General features: G+C 41.7%; 21 protein-coding genes. 15 read left to right on the forward strand and 6 right to left on the reverse strand.

Going from position 1 to position 18840, the window contains the following annotated elements:
• Nucleotides 1–415: 415 nt before the first annotated feature.
• The 6 genes from gloA (at nucleotide 416) to BKK52_RS02330 (ending at nucleotide 5051) form a co-directional block, all read left to right on the forward strand.
• Entirely contained in the window at nucleotides 416–823 is a 408-nt protein-coding gene (gloA, locus tag BKK52_RS02305) for a lactoylglutathione lyase (protein WP_218668361.1), read from the forward strand.
• Nucleotides 824–896: 73 nt separating this feature from the next.
• The gene (rnt, locus tag BKK52_RS02310; protein ID WP_077420513.1) at nucleotides 897–1577 is read left to right on the forward strand and encodes a ribonuclease T; all 681 of its coding nucleotides are present in this window, start codon (nucleotides 897–899) and stop codon (nucleotides 1575–1577) included.
• A 48-nt stretch (nucleotides 1578–1625) separates the two neighbouring features.
• Nucleotides 1626–2978 (forward strand): Na+/H+ antiporter family protein, encoded by a 1353-nt coding sequence (locus tag BKK52_RS02315; RefSeq protein WP_077420511.1) that lies wholly within the window; start codon nucleotides 1626–1628, stop codon nucleotides 2976–2978.
• A 32-nt stretch (nucleotides 2979–3010) separates the two neighbouring features.
• Complete coding sequence (priC, locus tag BKK52_RS02320) at nucleotides 3011–3592, forward strand: primosomal replication protein PriC (RefSeq protein ID WP_077420509.1); 582 nt, start codon at nucleotides 3011–3013, stop codon at nucleotides 3590–3592.
• Nucleotides 3593–3671: 79 nt separating this feature from the next.
• Nucleotides 3672–4433, forward strand: a complete 762-nt coding sequence (locus BKK52_RS02325; RefSeq protein ID WP_077420507.1) for a hypothetical protein — start codon at nucleotides 3672–3674, stop codon at nucleotides 4431–4433.
• Between the two features lie 309 nt (nucleotides 4434–4742).
• Nucleotides 4743–5051: a DUF5339 domain-containing protein gene (locus BKK52_RS02330; RefSeq protein ID WP_077420505.1), complete on the forward strand. Its 309-nt coding sequence runs from the start codon at nucleotides 4743–4745 to the stop codon at nucleotides 5049–5051.
• Nucleotides 5052–5114: 63 nt separating this feature from the next.
• Here the strand turns inward: BKK52_RS02330 and ruvB are convergent, their stop codons facing one another.
• The 5 genes from ruvB to nudB form a co-directional block, all read right to left on the reverse strand.
• Entirely contained in the window at nucleotides 5115–6122 is a 1008-nt protein-coding gene (gene ruvB / locus BKK52_RS02335) for a Holliday junction branch migration DNA helicase RuvB (protein WP_077415053.1), read from the reverse strand.
• A 13-nt stretch (nucleotides 6123–6135) separates the two neighbouring features.
• Nucleotides 6136–6750, reverse strand: coding sequence for a Holliday junction branch migration protein RuvA (ruvA, locus tag BKK52_RS02340; protein ID WP_077420503.1), 615 nt, complete (start codon nucleotides 6748–6750; stop codon nucleotides 6136–6138).
• A 62-nt stretch (nucleotides 6751–6812) separates the two neighbouring features.
• Nucleotides 6813–7385, reverse strand: coding sequence for a crossover junction endodeoxyribonuclease RuvC (gene ruvC / locus BKK52_RS02345; protein WP_077415021.1), 573 nt, complete (start codon nucleotides 7383–7385; stop codon nucleotides 6813–6815).
• Nucleotides 7386–7427: 42 nt separating this feature from the next.
• On the reverse strand, nucleotides 7428–8168 hold the full coding sequence (locus BKK52_RS02350; protein WP_077415023.1) for a YebC/PmpR family DNA-binding transcriptional regulator: 741 nt from the start codon (nucleotides 8166–8168) through the stop codon (nucleotides 7428–7430).
• An 18-nt stretch (nucleotides 8169–8186) separates the two neighbouring features.
• A complete protein-coding gene (gene nudB, locus BKK52_RS02355) occupies nucleotides 8187–8633 on the reverse strand; it encodes a dihydroneopterin triphosphate diphosphatase (RefSeq protein ID WP_077415025.1) in 447 nt (148 codons plus the stop codon).
• A 162-nt stretch (nucleotides 8634–8795) separates the two neighbouring features.
• On the opposite strand from nudB, the gene rsfS reads away from it, so the two are divergent.
• From rsfS to lipA, 9 genes are all read left to right on the forward strand, one after another.
• The gene (rsfS, locus tag BKK52_RS02360) at nucleotides 8796–9104 is read left to right on the forward strand and encodes a ribosome silencing factor (protein ID WP_077477761.1); all 309 of its coding nucleotides are present in this window, start codon (nucleotides 8796–8798) and stop codon (nucleotides 9102–9104) included.
• A 53-nt stretch (nucleotides 9105–9157) separates the two neighbouring features.
• On the forward strand, nucleotides 9158–9625 hold the full coding sequence (rlmH, locus tag BKK52_RS02365) for a 23S rRNA (pseudouridine(1915)-N(3))-methyltransferase RlmH (RefSeq protein WP_077477763.1): 468 nt from the start codon (nucleotides 9158–9160) through the stop codon (nucleotides 9623–9625).
• Nucleotides 9626–9642: 17 nt separating this feature from the next.
• On the forward strand, nucleotides 9643–11601 hold the full coding sequence (gene mrdA / locus BKK52_RS02370) for a penicillin-binding protein 2 (RefSeq protein ID WP_077477765.1): 1959 nt from the start codon (nucleotides 9643–9645) through the stop codon (nucleotides 11599–11601).
• Nucleotides 11601–12716 (forward strand): rod shape-determining protein RodA, encoded by a 1116-nt coding sequence (gene rodA / locus BKK52_RS02375; RefSeq protein ID WP_077477766.1) that lies wholly within the window; start codon nucleotides 11601–11603, stop codon nucleotides 12714–12716. Before mrdA ends, rodA begins: the two co-directional genes overlap by 1 nt.
• Before the next feature lie 53 nt (nucleotides 12717–12769).
• The gene (locus BKK52_RS02380; protein WP_077477768.1) at nucleotides 12770–13633 is read left to right on the forward strand and encodes a septal ring lytic transglycosylase RlpA family protein; all 864 of its coding nucleotides are present in this window, start codon (nucleotides 12770–12772) and stop codon (nucleotides 13631–13633) included.
• Nucleotides 13634–13653: 20 nt separating this feature from the next.
• Nucleotides 13654–14841: a serine hydrolase gene (locus BKK52_RS02385; protein WP_077415037.1), complete on the forward strand. Its 1188-nt coding sequence runs from the start codon at nucleotides 13654–13656 to the stop codon at nucleotides 14839–14841.
• A 108-nt stretch (nucleotides 14842–14949) separates the two neighbouring features.
• Complete coding sequence (ybeD, locus tag BKK52_RS02390; protein ID WP_077415039.1) at nucleotides 14950–15228, forward strand: DUF493 family protein YbeD; 279 nt, start codon at nucleotides 14950–14952, stop codon at nucleotides 15226–15228.
• Nucleotide 15229: 1 nt separating this feature from the next.
• A complete protein-coding gene (lipB, locus tag BKK52_RS02395; RefSeq protein WP_077415041.1) occupies nucleotides 15230–15871 on the forward strand; it encodes a lipoyl(octanoyl) transferase LipB in 642 nt (213 codons plus the stop codon).
• 52 nt (nucleotides 15872–15923) lie between these two features.
• A complete protein-coding gene (gene lipA, locus BKK52_RS02400; protein ID WP_077477770.1) occupies nucleotides 15924–16886 on the forward strand; it encodes a lipoyl synthase in 963 nt (320 codons plus the stop codon).
• Nucleotides 16887–16973: 87 nt separating this feature from the next.
• Here the strand turns inward: lipA and BKK52_RS02405 are convergent, their stop codons facing one another.
• The gene (locus BKK52_RS02405; protein ID WP_077477796.1) at nucleotides 16974–18629 is read right to left on the reverse strand and encodes a putative transporter; all 1656 of its coding nucleotides are present in this window, start codon (nucleotides 18627–18629) and stop codon (nucleotides 16974–16976) included.
• Nucleotides 18630–18840 lie beyond the last annotated feature (211 nt).

The raw sequence follows: 18840 nt of genomic DNA on the forward strand, positions 1-18840 counted from the left end.
TAATCTACTTCAGCCCCAAAATTTCTATAAACAAACAAAAGGTGTGCTTTCTGTGGAAAGTGATCAAATTAACCTATTACATTAAGATTAATTAAAAAAACGCGGCCAATTGAAAAACGCTCAAAATTGACCGCGCTTTTAGCTAAAGAAATAAAGGTTATTTTGCACTATTTATCTTATGGAATAAGGTGAACGCAATGAAGAGGAAACCTAAGAAACAGGAAACAATTAAGGCATAAAACCTAGCATAAAATATAATCCTTCTGCTTATTCTCTATTTTGTTTTAAATCAAATCATTGCGACTTTTCACTTTATGCCCATTAAAAAGATGAAGACCGAATAAACTTGTACTGATTTAAGATTCAATTTGTGGCATAATCCCACCACTCGTTTTCTATTGAAAAGGAAGAAATCATGCGAATTTTACATACCATGTTACGCGTGGGCGATTTGGATCGTTCCATTCAATTTTATCAAGATGTTCTGGGAATGCGTTTATTGCGCACCAGTGAAAACCCTGAATATAAATATTCCTTGGCATTTTTAGGTTATGATGATGAAGATAAATCTTCCGTCATTGAGCTCACCTATAATTGGGGCGTAACGGAATATGATCTTGGTTCTGCCTACGGCCATATTGCCATTGGTGTAGATGATATTGTTGCCACCTGTGATGCCGTGCGTGCCAATGGTGGAAAAATCACCCGTGAACCCGACCCGGTGAAAGGCGGCACAACAGTGATTGCCTTTGTCGAAGATCCGGATGGCTACAAAATCGAATTTATCGAAAATAAACAAGCAAAAGCCGGACTCGGCAATTAAAAGTGCGGTCATTTTCTATGATGTTTTAATAACGTAGGCTTCCCTGCGTTATTTTATTTTTTAAGGATATGCTATGCCCGATGCTCAAGAAATCCCCTATCACCATCAACTGAAAAATCGTTTTCGTGGTTACTTTCCCGTGATTATTGATGTGGAAACGGCGGGGTTTGATGCCGAAAAAGATGCCTTATTGGAACTTGCGGCAATCACCTTAAAAATGGATGAAAACGGCTATTTGCATCCGGATCAAAAATGCCATTTTCATATTGAGCCTTTTGCAGGGGCAAATATCAATCCGGATTCCTTAAAATTTAACGGCATTGATATTCACAACCCACTGCGTGGTGCAGTCTCTGAATTAGAGGCAATAACAGGCTTATTTCAAATGGTACGCCGTGCACAAAAGGCAGCTGAGTGTCAACGTTCGATTATTGTGGCCCATAATGCGATGTTCGATCAGCGCTTTGTGATGGCTGCCGCAGAACGTACCGGTATAAAACGTAACCCCTTCCACCCTTTCGGTCTATTTGATACCGCAACGCTGGCAGGATTCATGTTCGGGCAAACGGTGCTTGTCAAGGCCTGTCAAGCGGCGAATATTCCCTTTGATGGTAAACAAGCCCATTCTGCCCTTTATGATACGGAACGCACAGCGGAATTATTCTGTTATATGGTCAATCATTTGAAAGATCTTGGCGGTTTTCCTCATCTACCGATGGCTATAAAAAGAGAAGAAAAAACAACCGCACTTTAACTTTTTCACCTTTTATTTTTTATACATTAACCTATAAGGAAAAACACAATGTTATCAAACCCCGTTGTTATCTCAATTATCGTCTTACTCGCCTTGAGTTTGCTGCGTATTAATGTGGTGATAGCCCTTGTCATTGCGGCGCTCACTGCCGGTTTATGCGGTGATCTTGGTTTAACTAAAACCATCGAAACCTTCACCGGCGGTCTAGGCGGCGGTGCCGAAGTGGCAATGAACTATGCCATGCTTGGTGCTTTTGCTATTGCTATCTCTAAATCAGGTATTACCGATTTACTCGCCTATAAAATCATCACAAAAATCAACAAAACGCCAACCAGTAATAATTTGGCTTGGTTTAAATATGCCATTTTTGCCATATTGGCGCTATTTGCCATTTCCTCGCAAAATCTCTTACCGGTGCATATTGCCTTTATCCCGATTGTGATTCCTCCGTTGCTTTCAATTTTTAACCGTTTGAAAATCGACCGCCGTGCCGTAGCCTGCGTGTTAACATTCGGTCTTACTGCCACCTATATGCTCTTGCCGGTGGGCTTTGGGAAAATCTTTATTGAAAGTATTTTAGTGAAAAATATCAATCAAGCAGGCGCCGCCTTAGGATTACAAACGGATGTTACACAAGTGTCTCTTGCGATGCTATTACCGGTCATCGGGATGATTTTAGGCTTATTAATTGCTGTTTTCATCACCTATCGCAAACCTCGTGAATATAGTGAAACGCTTGACGCACCAACCACAAAAGAGATTGAAGCACATATTGCCAATATCCAACCAAAACACATTAGCGCAAGTTTAATTGCCATTGTGGCAACCTTTGCCACTCAGCTGGTGACCAGTTCCACGATTATTGGCGGCTTAGTGGGTTTGGTGATTTTTGCCGTGTTTGGCATTTTCAAACTCAAAGAAAGTAACGATATTTTCCAACAAGGCTTACGTTTAATGGCGATGATTGGCTTTGTGATGATTGCCGCTTCAGGCTTTGCCAATGTGATCAATGCCACCAGTGGCGTGACTGAACTCGTAGAAAATTTAAGCAATGGTGCTATTCAAAGCAAAGGGCTTGCGGCATTTTTAATGTTGATTGTCGGGCTATTAATCACCATGGGGATCGGCTCTTCTTTCTCAACGGTGCCGATTATTACCTCAATTTATGTTCCCCTTTGCTTATCCTTTGGTTTTTCACCTCTCGCCACCGTTTCGATTGTAGGGGTTGCAGCCGCTTTAGGGGATGCAGGTTCTCCTGCTTCAGACTCAACATTAGGGCCAACCTCAGGTTTAAATATGGATGGTAAACACGATCACATTTGGGATTCCGTTGTGCCGACATTTATTCACTATAATATTCCACTGATTATCTTCGGCTGGATTGCCGCCATGTATCTTTAAGGATTATAATCCCCCACTTAGGGGGATTTTTTATGGTTATTCAATCGCTTATTGATACATTAGAGCAAAAAGTTCAACAGCTTCAACATGCCTATTCATCAAAATTAGAAGAAAAAATTTTGGCAAAATTTGACCGCACTTTATTCAGTGAAAATGGACAAACCGTATCCTTTTATTTTTCTGAAATTCAGCAAACCTTGGAAAAAATAAAATCCCTTCATTCTACGGATTTCAATCACTATCGCTTCATTACTGAGCATTTACTCAAACAATGCAGCGTACTATCAGAAGCATTAAATAGAAAAAATAATCGGATTATTCCCCCCAAACCATCCGAATCAGCAAAACCAAAAGCTTCCCATAATGTTCACAAACTACCTCCGCGCGAACGTTTGGGAAAATATTATGAAGCTCTTGAACAGCTAAATCATTTATATCAGCAACAATGCGATCTTATCCATGTAGAAACCAATCCTGAGGTACAACAAAAAGCCATGAGATTGGCTGAAGGCTATAAACTCCGTCGTCAAAAATGCCAAGATGCTATCGATCTTCTGGAAGAATATTTAGCCTTTAAAGAACAACAAGAAAATAAACCTAATTCGGAAAAATAATTGAAGAAAATTATTGTTATTTTGTCTTTATCTAAAAATAAATTTGAGAAAACACACCAAAGAATTATGGAAAAAAATAATGAAAAAACTTTCTATTGATGAAAAAAAAGAAATTTTATACAAATTACTTGAAGATTATGAATTATCCGAACACCCCACAGAAGAAATACTGAAAAGTATGAAAAGTGTTTTTAACCCCTATCGAAATTTAGGGTCATATTATGAAAATCATTGGCACTTGATTCAGCCTATATTAAAACAAAAAAGTTGGCTAAATTGGTTGAATGAAACAGAACGTGAAAAATTGTATTACCACCAGCTGCGTAAGAGGGATAAATTTTTCATTCACAATGAAGAGGAATTTAATCTGTTACTTCAAGCACAGCAAAGATTAATGGCACAACCTGAGTGGAAAAATAAAGAACCGTTCGATACTGACCGGATTTATCATAAATTACATTTTCAAGGAACACCCGATTTCCCGCTTACGTTTTCCAACTGGAAAGTAATTGTCGGTTGGTTTGAGCACTGTGATCGATACACCTGTGTCTATAATATGATAAAGAAAATAGAGGGATTTCAATCTTATATAGAAAAAAATCCAAGTCTAACCAAACATTTTGTGGAAATCTTTCGACAAAACCATTATTTTTCAGATTGGTTTGCTGATGGTTGTTATATCCATGACATATATTTACATTCACTTTTTTTAATGTTTTTCTCGCCGATATGGCATAGTGGTATTGAGCAAGATTTACTCAAAATAGGCAATAAGAAAATTCTAGAATGGTGGGAGCTACTCAGCGTTTTTTCAAATGAATTAAATGTCAAAATTGGATAATTCAAAGAGAAAAGCAAAATCCCCAATCTTTCGATTAGGGGATGTTTAAAATTTAATGGCGGAAGAGAGATTTAAACTCACGGAGGGCGTAGCCCCTCGCCGGTTTTCAAGACCGGTGCCTCCAATCACTTAACTATTGCTAAAGTGCGGTCAAAATTCAAAGGGATTTTAACCACACTTTTTTATCTAAAATATGATGAAGATCTCATTTCTTATAAAAAGTCTGTGCTTACGCCTAGACATCTACAGGATATTTTGCTATTTTCTCGCCCAATCGTATTTGGTGAATTTGCACAAAAGGATTTTTGAATGAAAAAAATTTCAATCATTTTAACCGCACTTTTTTCAGCGGTATCGTTTTCTACTCTTGCTGCGCCACAAAAAACAGTGGAAACATTACCGGAACAGTGTGCCCAATTATTTAAAGAAACAGAGAATTTAATTGCCCAAGCAGAAAAACAACCGGGCACCCACACGCAAGTGAGCAAGATTAAAAATAAACTCAATCAAAGCAAAAAACAGATCCTTGAAATGGAATTAGCCACTCAGTTAAAAAGTTGTAATATTGGTTTAGCAAAATTGAATAATATGAAAAGCTATTCTGAGGATGCCCACTAATTTGACAGGCAATATAAAAAAGCTTATTGGAGAAATCTACTTCCAATAAGCTTTTTTTTGCAACTAATCCGTTAATTTTTGTAATCCAAAATGACGATAGGTTTGTGAGGTGGCGATTCGCCCACGAGGTGTACGTTGTAAAAAACCCTGTTGAATGAGATAGGGTTCTAACACATCTTCAATGGTATCGCGCTCTTCACCAATGGCGGCCGCCAAATTATCCAAGCCAACGGGCCCACCATCGAAACGCTCAATCACGGCGGAAAGTAATTTTCGGTCTAAATAATCAAACCCTGCATCATCCACATCCAACATTAAAAGCGCTTGTTTGGCAATATCCACAGAAACCACACCGCCATTGCGCACGTCGGCATAATCACGCACCCGGCGTAAAAGGCGATTGGCAATACGCGGGGTGCCACGGGAACGGCGGGCAATTTCAAAAGCGGCGGCTTTTTCTAACTCAAGGTTTAAGCACCCCGCACTTCGTGCCACAATGGCGGTTAAATCTTCAACAGAATAAAATTCTAAACGTTGCACAATGCCAAAACGATCACGCAAAGGGGAAGTTAAAGAACCTGCCCGAGTAGTTGCGCCCACCAAAGTAAAGGGCGGAAGATCCAATTTAATCGAACGGGCTGCCGGCCCTTCACCAATCATAATATCCAACTGATAATCTTCCATTGCCGGATAAAGCACTTCTTCAATAGCAGGAGAAAGGCGATGAATTTCATCAATAAATAAAACATCATAAGGTTCAAGGTTTGTTAACATTGCGGCTAAATCCCCTGCTTTTTCCAGTACAGGGCCGGAAGTCGTCCGAATATTCACCCCCATTTCATTGGCAACAATATTTGCCAAGGTCGTTTTTCCTAACCCGGGTGGACCAAAAATCAAGAGGTGATCCAACGCATCTTGACGCAATTTAGCGGCTTTGATGAAAATATCCATCTGTTCCCGTACTTGAGGCTGCCCTACATAGTCCGCCAATAATTTAGGGCGAATAGCACGATCAAGCACTTCTTCATCAAATTTAGCCTGACCGCTAATAATTCTATCGGTTTCAATCATCATTCAACTCTAATTATAATGCGGCTTTTAGGGCTTCTCGAATAAGTTGTTCGCTGGTTAATTCCGCTTTTCCAACACGTTTCACCATTTTCTCTGCATCTGTTGGTTTATATCCGAGGGCAATCAATGCCGCAACCGCCTCATCAATGGCGTTTTCTTGTACAGATAATGGGGCAGATTCCGTTGGGATATGCGAACTTTCTACAAAGAAATCACTTTGTTTCACCCCTTTGAATTTCCCTTTTAATTCCACTAGTAAACGTTCTGCGGTTTTCTTCCCTACTCCCGGAATTTTCGTCAGTTTAGAAAGCTCTTCCCGTTCAATGGCATAAACAAATTGCTCTACCGACATTGCTGAAAGGATTGCTAACGCCAGTTTGGGCCCGACCCCATTGGTTTTGATCAGTTCACGGAATAAAGTGCGGTCAGTTTTTTGCGCAAAACCAAAAAGCAAATGCGCATCTTCACGCACAACAAGATGGGTAAATAAGGTGGTTTCTTGTCCGATTTCCGGCAAATTATAGAAACTTGTCATCGGCAAAAGCAATTCATAGCCCACGCCTTGAACATCAAGTAAAATTTCGGGTGGTTGTTTTTCTAACAAAACCCCTTGTAAGCGACCAATCATAGTTTATCCATAAGGCACAAAATTTGCCCCATAGCATAAAATAAAACTGGACGAATATCCAGTTAAATTTTTAATCGAAAGCGACCCCGACTATATCGGGTCTTTAAAAGTGCGGTCATTTTTTCCTGTGTTTCGGTTATCTTAACAGAACCAGCAATATGCAATGAATGCTGTATTGAGTGGGCGTGTGTAATGGCAATGGCTAAAGCATCGGCAGAATCTGCTTGAGGTTTATCGGATAATTTCAAAATACGCATCACCATATCTTGAACCTGTATTTTGTCCGCAGAACCGATCCCCACCACGGTTTGTTTTACCAAACGTGCAGCATACTCAAACACCGGTAAATCATAATTGACGGCAGCAACAATGGCCGTCCCCCGAGCTTGCCCCAGTTTTAAGGCTGAATCGGCATTTTTCGCCATAAAAACCTGTTCGATTGCAAACATATCCGGCTGAAATTGCGTGATAATTTCCGTAACGCCGGCATAAATACGTTTTAAACGGGTGGGAAGATCCTCCACTTGCGTGCGAATCACCCCACTACCGAGGTATTCCAAATGGCGACCGGTTTGGCGAATCACCCCATAACCTGTCACTCGAGAACCGGGGTCAATACCTAAAATAATACTCATTACTTTCCATAAAAAAATGGGTAGTCTTTCTACCCATTTAGATTAAAGTTGTGCGGCAACTTCGTCGCTAATTTCACCATTGTGATAGACGTTTTGCACATCATCACAATCTTCTAACATCTCAATTAAACGAAGCAGTTTCGGTGCGGTTTCCAGATCAAGGGCAACCGTTGTAGAAGGGATCATAGTGACTTCCGCTTCTTGAATTTTAAAACCGGCTTTTTCAATGTTATCACGCACGTTACCTAATTCTTCCCAAGCCGTGTAGATTTCAAACGAACCGTCATCTTGCGGCTGAATGTCCTCTGCACCGGCATCGATTGCCGCTTCGGTTAAAGCATCTTCATCGGCTTCATTAATTAAAATTAAGCCTTTTTTGCTGAACAAATAGCCTACGGAGCCTTCTGTGCCTAAGTTACCGCCACATTTGGTAAAGCTCGGGCGAACCTGAGAAATGGTGCGGTTGGCATTATCACTTAAACATTCTACCATTACCGCCGTGCCACCCGGGCCGTACCCTTCGTAAACTTTGGTTTCCATATTGGTGTCATCGCCACCACCGATACCCCGATCAATCGCACGATTAATCGTATCACGCGTCATATTATTACTCAGTGCTTTATCCACCGCAGCCCGTAAACGAGGGTTCGCACTCACATCGCCCCCGCCTAATTTTGCTGCTGTCACTAATTCACGAATTAGCTTAGTAAAAATTTTACCACGTTGTGCATCTTGTGCCGCTTTACGGTGTTTAATATTAGCCCACTTACTATGACCTGCCATTTGATTTCCTTCTATATTTTAATCTTTCAATAAATTGAGATACTGCTTTATTGCCGCCGCATTATTCGGCGATTTCGTCATTGCTATCGCCTCAGCGATAGAAACCCATTTAAACGCCAAATGTTCCGTTAACTGCGGCACAAATTCTTTTTCCACTGCACATAAAAACCAATGTTCACGACAGTGGGTCACATTCGGTGCGTATTTATAGCGGAAATGGGGAAAAATTTCAAATTCTACACATTGATGACAATCAAAAAGTGCGGTCGAATTTTCCGAAATTTTTAATCCCACTTCCTCCCTCAGTTCACGTTTTGCCGTCTCCCTTGGGGTTTCGCCCTCTTCCATTGAACCGGTAACCGATTGCCAGAAATCAGGATCATCACAGCGTTGTAGCATTAACACCCGCTTGGAATGTTTACAATAAACCACCACCAAAACGGATTGATTATTTTTATATGTCATTGTTAGATTATTCGAATACCTCTATGTTCATAAAAAAGATCTTACGGATTTTAAAACAAAGTGCGAGCATCCTTTGTATTTTATCAGACTTTTTCTTCCCCCGACCTAGTCCTTGGGCGGATTCAATGATAGAATTCGGCACTTTTATGGGGAAAGAAAATCATGTCGTTAGTTAAATTTATCATGGACACCCTAGAGGGATTAAAAGGCAGTGATATTGTGCATTTTGATGTGCGGGGGAAATCCTCTATCACTGAAAATATGGTGATCTGTACCGGCACATCAAGCCGTCAAGTGGCGGCGATGGCAGACAATTTAATCGCTGAATGTAAGAAAGCCGGCATCGAAACCTTTGGGGAAGAAGGGAAAAATACCGCAGATTGGGTTGTGGTCGATTTAGGTCAAACCCTTGTTCATATTATGCAACGGGATGCCCGAGAACTTTATCAATTAGAGAAACTTTGGGCATAAAGTGCGGTCATAAATACCGTTAAATTTATCCCTCATTTATAGAAGGAAACGTTGTGAAAATCACATTAATTGCTGTCGGAACCAAAATGCCTGCCTGGGTCACCACAGGATTTGCGGAATATCAACGCCGTTTCCCTAAAGATATGCCTTTCGAGCTGATTGAAATTCCGGCCGGAAAGCGAGGCAAAAATGCGGATATTAAGCGAATTTTGGAACAAGAAGGCAAGGCAATGCTAAATGCTTGCGGTAAAAGTAAAATCATCACCCTTGATATTCCCGGCAAACCTTGGACAACGCCGGAGCTTGCCGAGCAATTAGAGGCATGGAAAAATGATGGACGTGATCTGTGCTTGCTCATTGGCGGGCCGGAAGGGCTTTCACCGGAATGTAAAGCGGCAGCAGAACAAAGTTGGTCACTTTCGCCTTTAACCCTCCCTCACCCGTTGGTGCGTGTGGTCGTGGCAGAAAGTTTATATCGTGCGTGGTCGCTAACAACAAACCATCCTTATCATCGAGAATAAAACGCGGTCAATTTTAGATGAATTTAAAAAAGTTCTTCATTGCCCCACCCCATGAGCCGATTCGTGATAAAAAAGCGGAACGAAATCTTTTTGCACGCCGAACGTTAGTGGCATTTATTGGCATTCTTGCCCTCACCGCCGTGTTATTTGCCAACATCTATCATCTTCAAGTCGTGAATTTTGATACCTATCAAACCCGCTCTAATGGTAACCGTATCAAACTTTTACCGGTTCCGCCCACCCGTGGGCTGATTTATGATCGTTATGGTGAGCTTTTAGCCGAAAATCTGACCTTCTTTGGGCTATATATCGTGCCTGAAAAAACAGAAAATTTAGACCGCACTTTTGATGAACTCCGTTATATTGTGGGGCTCACGGACGAGGATATTGAAAATTTCAAAAAAGAGCGCCGCCGTGGCACCCGTTACACTTCAATCATGCTCAAACCGAATTTAACGGAAGAACAAATTGCCCGTTTTGCCGTCAATCAATACCAATTTCCAAGCCTTGAGGTTCGCCCTTATTTTAAACGTAATTACCTCTATGGTGATGTGATGACCCATATTCTCGGCTATGTGGGAAAAATTAACGATAAAGATGTTGAGCGGCTGAAAAAAGAGGAAAAATTCACCAATTACGCCGGTTCTCACGATATGGGAAAATTGGGGATTGAACGCTATTACGAAGATCAATTACACGGCACAACCGGTTTTGAGGAAGTGGAAATTAACAATCGGGGGAAGGTGGTGCGTAAATTACGGGAACAACCAGCAATTGCCGGAAAAAGTATTCACTTAACCATCGATCTTGCGCTTCAACGTTACATCACCGATTTACTGAGCGGACAAAAAGGCGCTGTGGTGGTGTTAGATCCTAAAGACAGCAGTGTATTAGCTATGGTTTCCACGCCAAGTTATGACAATAATTTATTTGTAGATGGCATTTCTAGTGCAGATTATAAGCGTTTATTAGAAGATCCCGCCCGTCCGCTTTATAGCCGTGCAACCCAAGGAGTGTACCCTCCTGCCTCCACCGTAAAACCCTTTATTGCCGTGGCGGCACAAACAGAAAATATCGTCAATCAAAATACCACTATCTTTGACCCCGGCTATTGGATCTTGCCAAATACCACAAAACGTTTCCGTGATTGGAAAAAATCCGGACACGGTTATACGGATTTAAACAAAGCCATTACCGAATCTTCCGATACCTATTTCTATCAAGTGGCTTATAACCTTGGGATCGACCGCTTATCTTCTTGGATGAAACGTTTCGGTTTTGGTGTGCCAACAGGGATAGAAATTAATGAAGAAGTTTCCGCCAATATGCCCACCAAAGAATGGAAACAAAAACGCTATAAACGCCAATGGGTACAAGGGGATACCATTTCGGTTGGGATAGGTCAAGGTTATTGGACGGCCACACCACTCCAAGTTGCCAAAGCCACCGCCATTTTAGTCAATAACGGGAAAGTGAATACCCCTCATTTGATGAAATCCATTGAAGGGGCAACTATTGAACCTTATCGTGATCCCCTACTTTACGAAGATATTACCGAACCGAAGCAGGCCTATTGGGATGCGGCAAAACGGGGAATGTTTAATGTCGTAAATTCCGCTACCGGGACAGGTCGAAAAGCCTTTGCGGGAACCCACTATCACGTTGCGGGTAAATCCGGTACAGCACAGGTGTTTAGCTTAAAAGAAAACCAAAAATACAATGCTGCGGGGTTGAAAAAAGAATTACACGATCACGCTTGGTTTACCGCCTATGCGCCTTATGAAAATCCACAAATGGTGGTGGCGATTATCTTGGAAAATGCCGGCGGAGGTTCAAGCAATGCCGCCCCTGTTGTGCGTCAAATTATGGATTATTATCTTAATACACGCTTGCCGGAAATTGTCTGGAAAACCACAACGGATAAAAGCCCAAAAACATCGCAAGAATCATCACCGGAAAACGGACAAATTGAATAATGGAAGAAAAAACACCACTTTGGCTTCGTTTGTGGAAGTCGTTACACCTAGACTTTTGGCTATTACTCGGGCTTATCGCCATCACAGGCTATGGGATGCTTGTGCTTTATAGTGCCTCCGGTGCAAGTGAAACAATGTTCCGAAACCGAATTATCCAAGTTTGTCTCGGTTTTATCGTGCTACTTGTGATGGCACAATTACCCCCGAAGTTTTATCAGCACATTGCCCCTTACCTTTATCTAATAGGATTTGTATTACTCGTCTTAGTGGATGCCATAGGGACAACCAGTAAAGGCGCACAACGTTGGTTGGATCTCGGCTTCGTTCGTTTCCAACCTTCGGAAATTGTAAAACTTGCCGTGCCATTAATGGTAGCGGTTTATCTGGGTAATCGCCCCCTTCCTCCTAAATTAAGCGAAACCTTTATTGCCATTGCGATGATTCTCATCCCCACATTATTGGTCGCGATCCAACCGGATCTCGGCACTTCAATTCTCGTTAGTGCTTCAGGTTTATTCGTGGTTTTCCTCGCCGGGATGAGTTGGTGGCTCATTCTTGCCGCCGTAGTAGGATTAGCAGGATTTATCCCCATTATGTGGCTTTATTTAATGCATGATTATCAACGCACCCGAGTATTAACCTTACTAGACCCGGAAAAAGATCCACTGGGCGCAGGCTATCATATTCTGCAATCTAAAATTGCTATTGGCTCAGGGGGGATCTGGGGGAAAGGTTGGATGCAAGGAACGCAATCCCAATTGGAGTTCTTGCCGGAACCCCACACCGATTTTATCTTTGCCGTGATGAGTGAAGAACATGGTATGGTCGGCTTTGGTATTTTAATTGCGATTTATCTGTTCATTATTGTTCGTGGGTTGATGATTGCTATCAATGCCCAAACCTCTTTTGGACGAATTTTAGCGGGGGCAACTACGCTAATTTTTTTCGTGTATTTATTCGTTAATATTGGTATGGTAAGCGGGATTTTACCCGTAGTCGGTGTGCCATTACCTTTATTTAGCTATGGAGGTACCTCTTATGTGGCGATTATGGCAAGTTTCGGCTTGGTGATGTCCATCCATACACATCGCACAAAATTTATCAACGGGAACTAATTGATGTTTTTAAGGTTCTTATACAAAACATAACTTGATGGAAAATTAACTTTATGACATTCAAAACACCGGTAAAATTGACCGCACTTTTTTTAACCCTATCAATGGGAATCTCGCCTGTGCAGGCAAAAAATGATACGGATAAATTATATGGCATAAAAGGCGCAAACCTGAGTCGAACGACTCCACATAATTCGCCTAAAAGCTATACGGTAAGAGGAAAAACCTATACAACACAAAGCCACACAGCGGCAAAAGAATATTCCAAGGTAGGAGTAGCAAGTTATTACCATCGAAAATTTCATGGTCGCCGAACCTCCAGTGGTGAAATTTATAATTCAAATCTCTATACTGCGGCACATAAAACTCTACCAATAAATTCTTATGCCGTTGTCACTAATTTACGTAATAACCGTAAAACCATTGTCCGCATTAATGATCGTGGTCCCTTTAGCTATGATCGAATCATTGATCTATCTTATGTGGCAGCGAAAGAAATTGGCTTGATTGCACGAGGCACTGGAAAAGTCAAAGTGGAGGCACTCCATATTGCACCGAATGGTAATATTTCAGGTGCAGGAACGAAAACCCTTGCTAAATATGCGAAAACAAAGGTTGCTTCCGAGCGCCTTGTCAACATAGAAAAAAATGAAAAAAAAGACCGTCCAAATGCTCCCAAAGCAGTTAAAGAGCAGTACACCTTAAAAATGCTCAATTTTCCTAGTGAAAAACAAGCGAATAACATCATTACACGCCTCGCACTGGATAATATTAATGCAGAAATCAACCATCGTAATGGCAAATATGAAATCCATTTCGGTCCTTTGGAAGATAAACAACGTACCACACAGTTAAAAGCCAAATTACAAAAAATTGCCGGTGAAAACCCGCTCATCGTTTATACCCATAAAAATTAAGATTTGATTAAGGAAATACTATGTTAAAGCAAAGTGCTAAACTCACGAAAACCGTTCTTCTTTCAGGTATGCTTGCTGCCTCTTCCGCAGCTATCGCCCAAGAAGAGATGCAATATGGCATCACGCCACCACAAGTGAATGCGCAAACCTATATTTTGATGGATTATTACTCTGGTGCCGTGCTTGCGGCATTAAATCCGGATCAACGCCAATATCCCGCCTCATTAACTAAAATGATGACAAGCTATGTGGTGGGACAAGCCTTAAGACAAGGGAAAATTCACAATACCGATATGGTGACCATTGGGGAAAGTGCCTGGGGACGCAATTTCCCGGATTCCTCAAAAATGTTCTTAAACCTCAATCAACAGGTTTCAGTGCAAGATCTCAATAAAGGGGTGATTATTGTTTCCGGTAATGATGCCAGTGTGGCATTAGCTGAGCATACCTCAGGCACGGTATTAAACTTTGTGGATACGATGAATCAATACGTCCAACAATTTGGTTTAAAAAATACCAACTTCACAACCCCCCATGGTTTAGATGATCCAAACCAGTATTCTTCTGCTCGAGATATGGCGATCATCGGTGCGCATATTATTCGTGATACACCGGAAGAATATAAAATTTATGCCGAAAAAGAGTTCACCTTCAATAAAATCAAACAACCTAATCGTAATGGTTTATTGTGGGATAAAACTATGAATGTGGACGGGATGAAAACCGGTCATACCAGTCAGGCAGGCTATAATCTTGTGGCATCGGCAACCAATCCAAGCAATATGCGTTTAATTTCCGTGGTGATGGGCGTGCCAACGTATAAAGGTCGTGAAGTAGAAAGTAAGAAATTATTGCAATGGGGCTTTGCCAACTTTGAAACATTAAAAACCCTTGAAGCCAATAAAGAGGTATCCGAACAACCGGTTTACTATGGCGATGAAGGCAGTGTAAAACTCGGTGTATTACAAGACAGTTTCATTACCGTACCAAAAGGCAAAAAAGCGGAATTAAAAGCCCGTTATGAATTGGATAACAAATACTTACAAGCGCCATTGGCAAAAGGTCAAGTGGTGGGGAAAGTGATTTATCAACTTGACGGCAAAGATGTGGCGGTAGTGAATTTACAGGCAATGCAAGAAGTCAAAGAAGGCGGATTTTTTGGCAATGCGTGGGATTGGTTAGTCCTCACCGTAAAAAGCCTTTTCTAAAACACCTTGAAATTTAACCGCACTTCCCCATTTTATGAGGGTACAGATGATCTCAAACGGGGCAGATTTAGGATCTGCCCTTTATCTCACTCAAAATAGAGCATAATTATGGCAACAGAACAAGATTACGAAAAACTGAAAGAATTAATGGAATTTCCTGCACCGATGACCTTTAAAGTAGCAGGCATTAATCGTGAAAATTTAGCACAGGACTTAATTGCCGTTGTGCAAAAATATCTCCCGGGGGATTATATTCCCAAAGAAAAACGCAGTAGCAAAGGCACTTATAATTCGGTTTCCATTGATGTGATTGCCCAAAATTTCGAGCAGGTGGAAACCCTCTATAAGGAACTCGCTAAAGTTGAAGGCGTTAAAATGGTGATTTAGTATGACCGAACGTCAACTTATCGTACGTCAATTAGGCTTACAAGATTATCAAGAAATTTGGCATAAAATGCAGGATTTTACAGATAATCGTCAAACCGCCACCCTTGATGAAATCTGGTTGGTTGAACACCCCCCGGTGTTTACCCAAGGCCAAGCCGGTAAACCCGAACACTTGCTACAAAGTAGCGCAATCCCCGTTGTGCAATCGGATCGGGGTGGGCAAATTACTTATCATGGCCCCGGTCAGCAGGTGATGTATGTGTTAATTGATATTCGCCGCCAACAAAACTTAAATGTACGTCAATTAGTGACCGCACTTGAACAATCGGTGGTAAAAACCCTTGCTGATTACGGCATTGAGGGTTACCCCAAAGCCGATGCGCCCGGTGTCTATATTGATGGAAAAAAAATTTGCTCATTAGGATTGCGTATTCGTAAAGGCTGTTCCTTCCACGGATTAGCTTTTAATATCAATATGGATTTAACCCCCTTCCATTACATTAATCCTTGTGGCTACGCCGGTTTGGAAATGTGTCAACTCGCTGATTTTATCGAGAAAAAAGAAGCAACCTTAGAAAAGGTCTCGCCCAAATTAATTAAACACTTTGCCGAGCTTTTGGGCTATAATGCAACGAAAATTTAACATCGACAAGAAAGAATGCCTCTTCTAGGCATTTTTCTTTAGGAAATAAATCATGTCAACGCCATTTAAAATGGAACGGGGCGTCAAATATCGTGATGCAGCCAAAACCTCCATTATTCCCGTTAAAAATATCGATCCAAACCAAGAATTACTAAAAAAACCGGAGTGGATGAAAATCAAGCTACCGGCCAGTTCTGCCAAAATTGAGCGTATCAAAAATGGCATGCGCCGCCATGGCTTACATTCCGTCTGTGAAGAGGCCTCTTGCCCGAATTTACACGAGTGCTTTAACCACGGCACGGCCACCTTTATGATTTTAGGGGCAATTTGTACCCGTCGTTGTCCTTTTTGCGATGTGGCTCACGGAAAACCTTTACCGCCCGACCCGGAAGAACCCCGTAAACTGGCTGAAACCATTCAAGATATGCAATTAAAGTATGTGGTCATCACCTCGGTAGATAGAGATGATTTACCCGATCGTGGTGCCGGGCATTTTGCTGAATGTGTAAAGGAAGTGCGAGCATTAAATCCGGGAATAAAAATTGAAATTTTAGTGCCCGATTTCCGTGGACGCATTACCCAAGCATTGGAAAAATTAAAAGAGAATCCACCTGATGTCTTTAACCATAATTTAGAAAATGTGCCCCGTTTATATAAAGAAATTCGTCCGGGTGCCGATTATGCGTGGTCGCTCAAACTCCTGCGTGAATTTAAGGAAATGTTCCCAAATATCCCCACTAAATCAGGGCTAATGGTTGGGCTTGGTGAAACCAATGAAGAAATTTTAGAAGTGATGCAAGATCTGCGCGATAACGGGGTAACCATGCTCACCTTAGGTCAATATTTACAACCAAGCCGCCACCACCTGCCTGTTGCCCGTTATGTGCCGCCTGAGGAGTTTGATGAATTCCGTGAAAAAGCCAATGCCATGGGCTTTGAACATGCCGCTTGCGGGCCATTTGTTCGTTCCTCTTATCATGCGGATCTCCAAGCCAGTGGGGGGCTAGTAAAATAAAACCATGTCAAAAATGACCGCACTTTTCTAAACAAAATGGGTTGGTATTAAAAATACCAACCCATTTTTTCTTATCCGAATCTCGCCCTAAGCTACCCAAAGTAATACGGCCAATAACTGCGGTGAGATAATCCTTAAAAACATCACTAACGGATACACCGTGGCATAAGAAAGTGAAGCAGCCCCATTGTCTTCTTTTATTTCATTCGCAAAGGCAAGGGCTGGCGGATCAGTCATTGAGCCGGCAAGTAACCCACAAATACTGAGATAATTCAATTTGGCATAGAGGCGGGCAAGAATCCCAACAATCATTAATGGGACGAAGGTGATAAACATTCCATAGCCCATCCATTCAAGCCCTGCGCCATTAACGAGGGTATCCACAAAATTCCCCCCGGATTTTAACCCCACCACCGCAAGGAAAAGTACGATACCAATTTCACGCAAGGCAAGGTTTGCACTGGGTGGCATAAACCAATAAAGCTTCCCGATACTGCCGATTCTGGCAAGGATTAATGCCACCACCAGTGGCCCACCGGCTAATCCCAGTTTAAGGGCAACGGGGAAACCCGGAATATAAAAAGGAATAGATCCCAATAAAACCCCTAACCCAATACCAAGGAAAACCGGTAACATTTGAACTTGTTGGAGCTTTTGTTGGGCATTGCCGATAATCGAAATGGCGTTATCCAATACATCTGTACGCCCCACCATATGCAACACATCACCAAATTGCAGTGAGGTATTCCCGCTTGGCACCAACTCTACCCCGGTACGATTCAGACGGGAAATTACCACACCGTATTTTTGATGGATCTGAAGTGCACGAATTTTTTTCCCCAACACTTTCTCATTGGTCACCACTACCCTTTCGGCACGAATTTCCCCCCCGGCGGAAATAACGGGCATATCCACCTCATCGCCAATCACGAGGTGCATTTTTTTCAGTGCCTGTTCATCCCCCACTAAATGCAAAATATCATCAAGGTGAATTTCCGTATCTGCTTTTGGCACGATAACTTCTTCACCCCGTTTTAAACGAGAACAAACCACATCCTCATCATCAAATCCCGGTATTTCAATAAGTTTAAGACCATCTAAATTACGGTTGATCACTTTCACTGAGATCGTGTGTAAACTTTCTTTCTCTTGCCCGCTTTCCTTGTTGAAACGTTGGGCTTCCTCATCAATTTTTATATGAAAAAATAAACGAATCAACCACATTGCCAATAAGATCCCACAAATCCCGAAAGGATAAGCCATCGCATAGGCGATCCCCATTGTTGCGGTGGCCTGTGGCATGCCCAGTTCAGTCAAAATTTGCTGCCCTGCACCTAAAGAGGGCGTGTTGGTTACTGCACCGGAATAAATGCCTAAGGCAATATCTAAAGGTACATTGGCCGCTTTATGCAAAATAAAAACGGATAATGAGCCTATCAGCACAATTAAAATCGCCAACCCATTAAGCTTAAGCCCCGATTGGCGCAAAGAGGCAAAAAAACCCGGCCCCACCTGAATCCCAATGGTATAAACAAACAAAATCAAACCGAATTCCTGCACAAAATGCAAGGTATGCTCATTAAGGACTAAACCGTATTGATTGGTGAAGTGAGCCACAATAATCCCACCAAACAACACGCCACCTATGCCAAGACCGACGCCTTTAATCTTCCAATGCCCAATCCATAAGCCGATAACCGCAACAAGGGCAAGGAGACTAATCGTGATTGCAATTTCACTCATAGTGACCTCATTCATTAAATTTACCTAAAAAGGATTATAACAACTTGATTTTTTGAAAACTTAACCAAACTCAAAAAATGATAACTTAATCACATTTTTTTCTTGCTTAATCACAAACTCTACCTAAAATGACCGCACTTTGTTTTTTACCCCTGATTATGTCAAACGCAAGACATCGCCTTGCCAATCAACCAAATGAAATTGGACAAAG

The sequence above is a fragment of the Rodentibacter trehalosifermentans genome (genome assembly GCF_002000545.1).
In the GTDB taxonomy this organism is placed as follows: domain Bacteria; phylum Pseudomonadota; class Gammaproteobacteria; order Enterobacterales; family Pasteurellaceae; genus Rodentibacter; species Rodentibacter trehalosifermentans.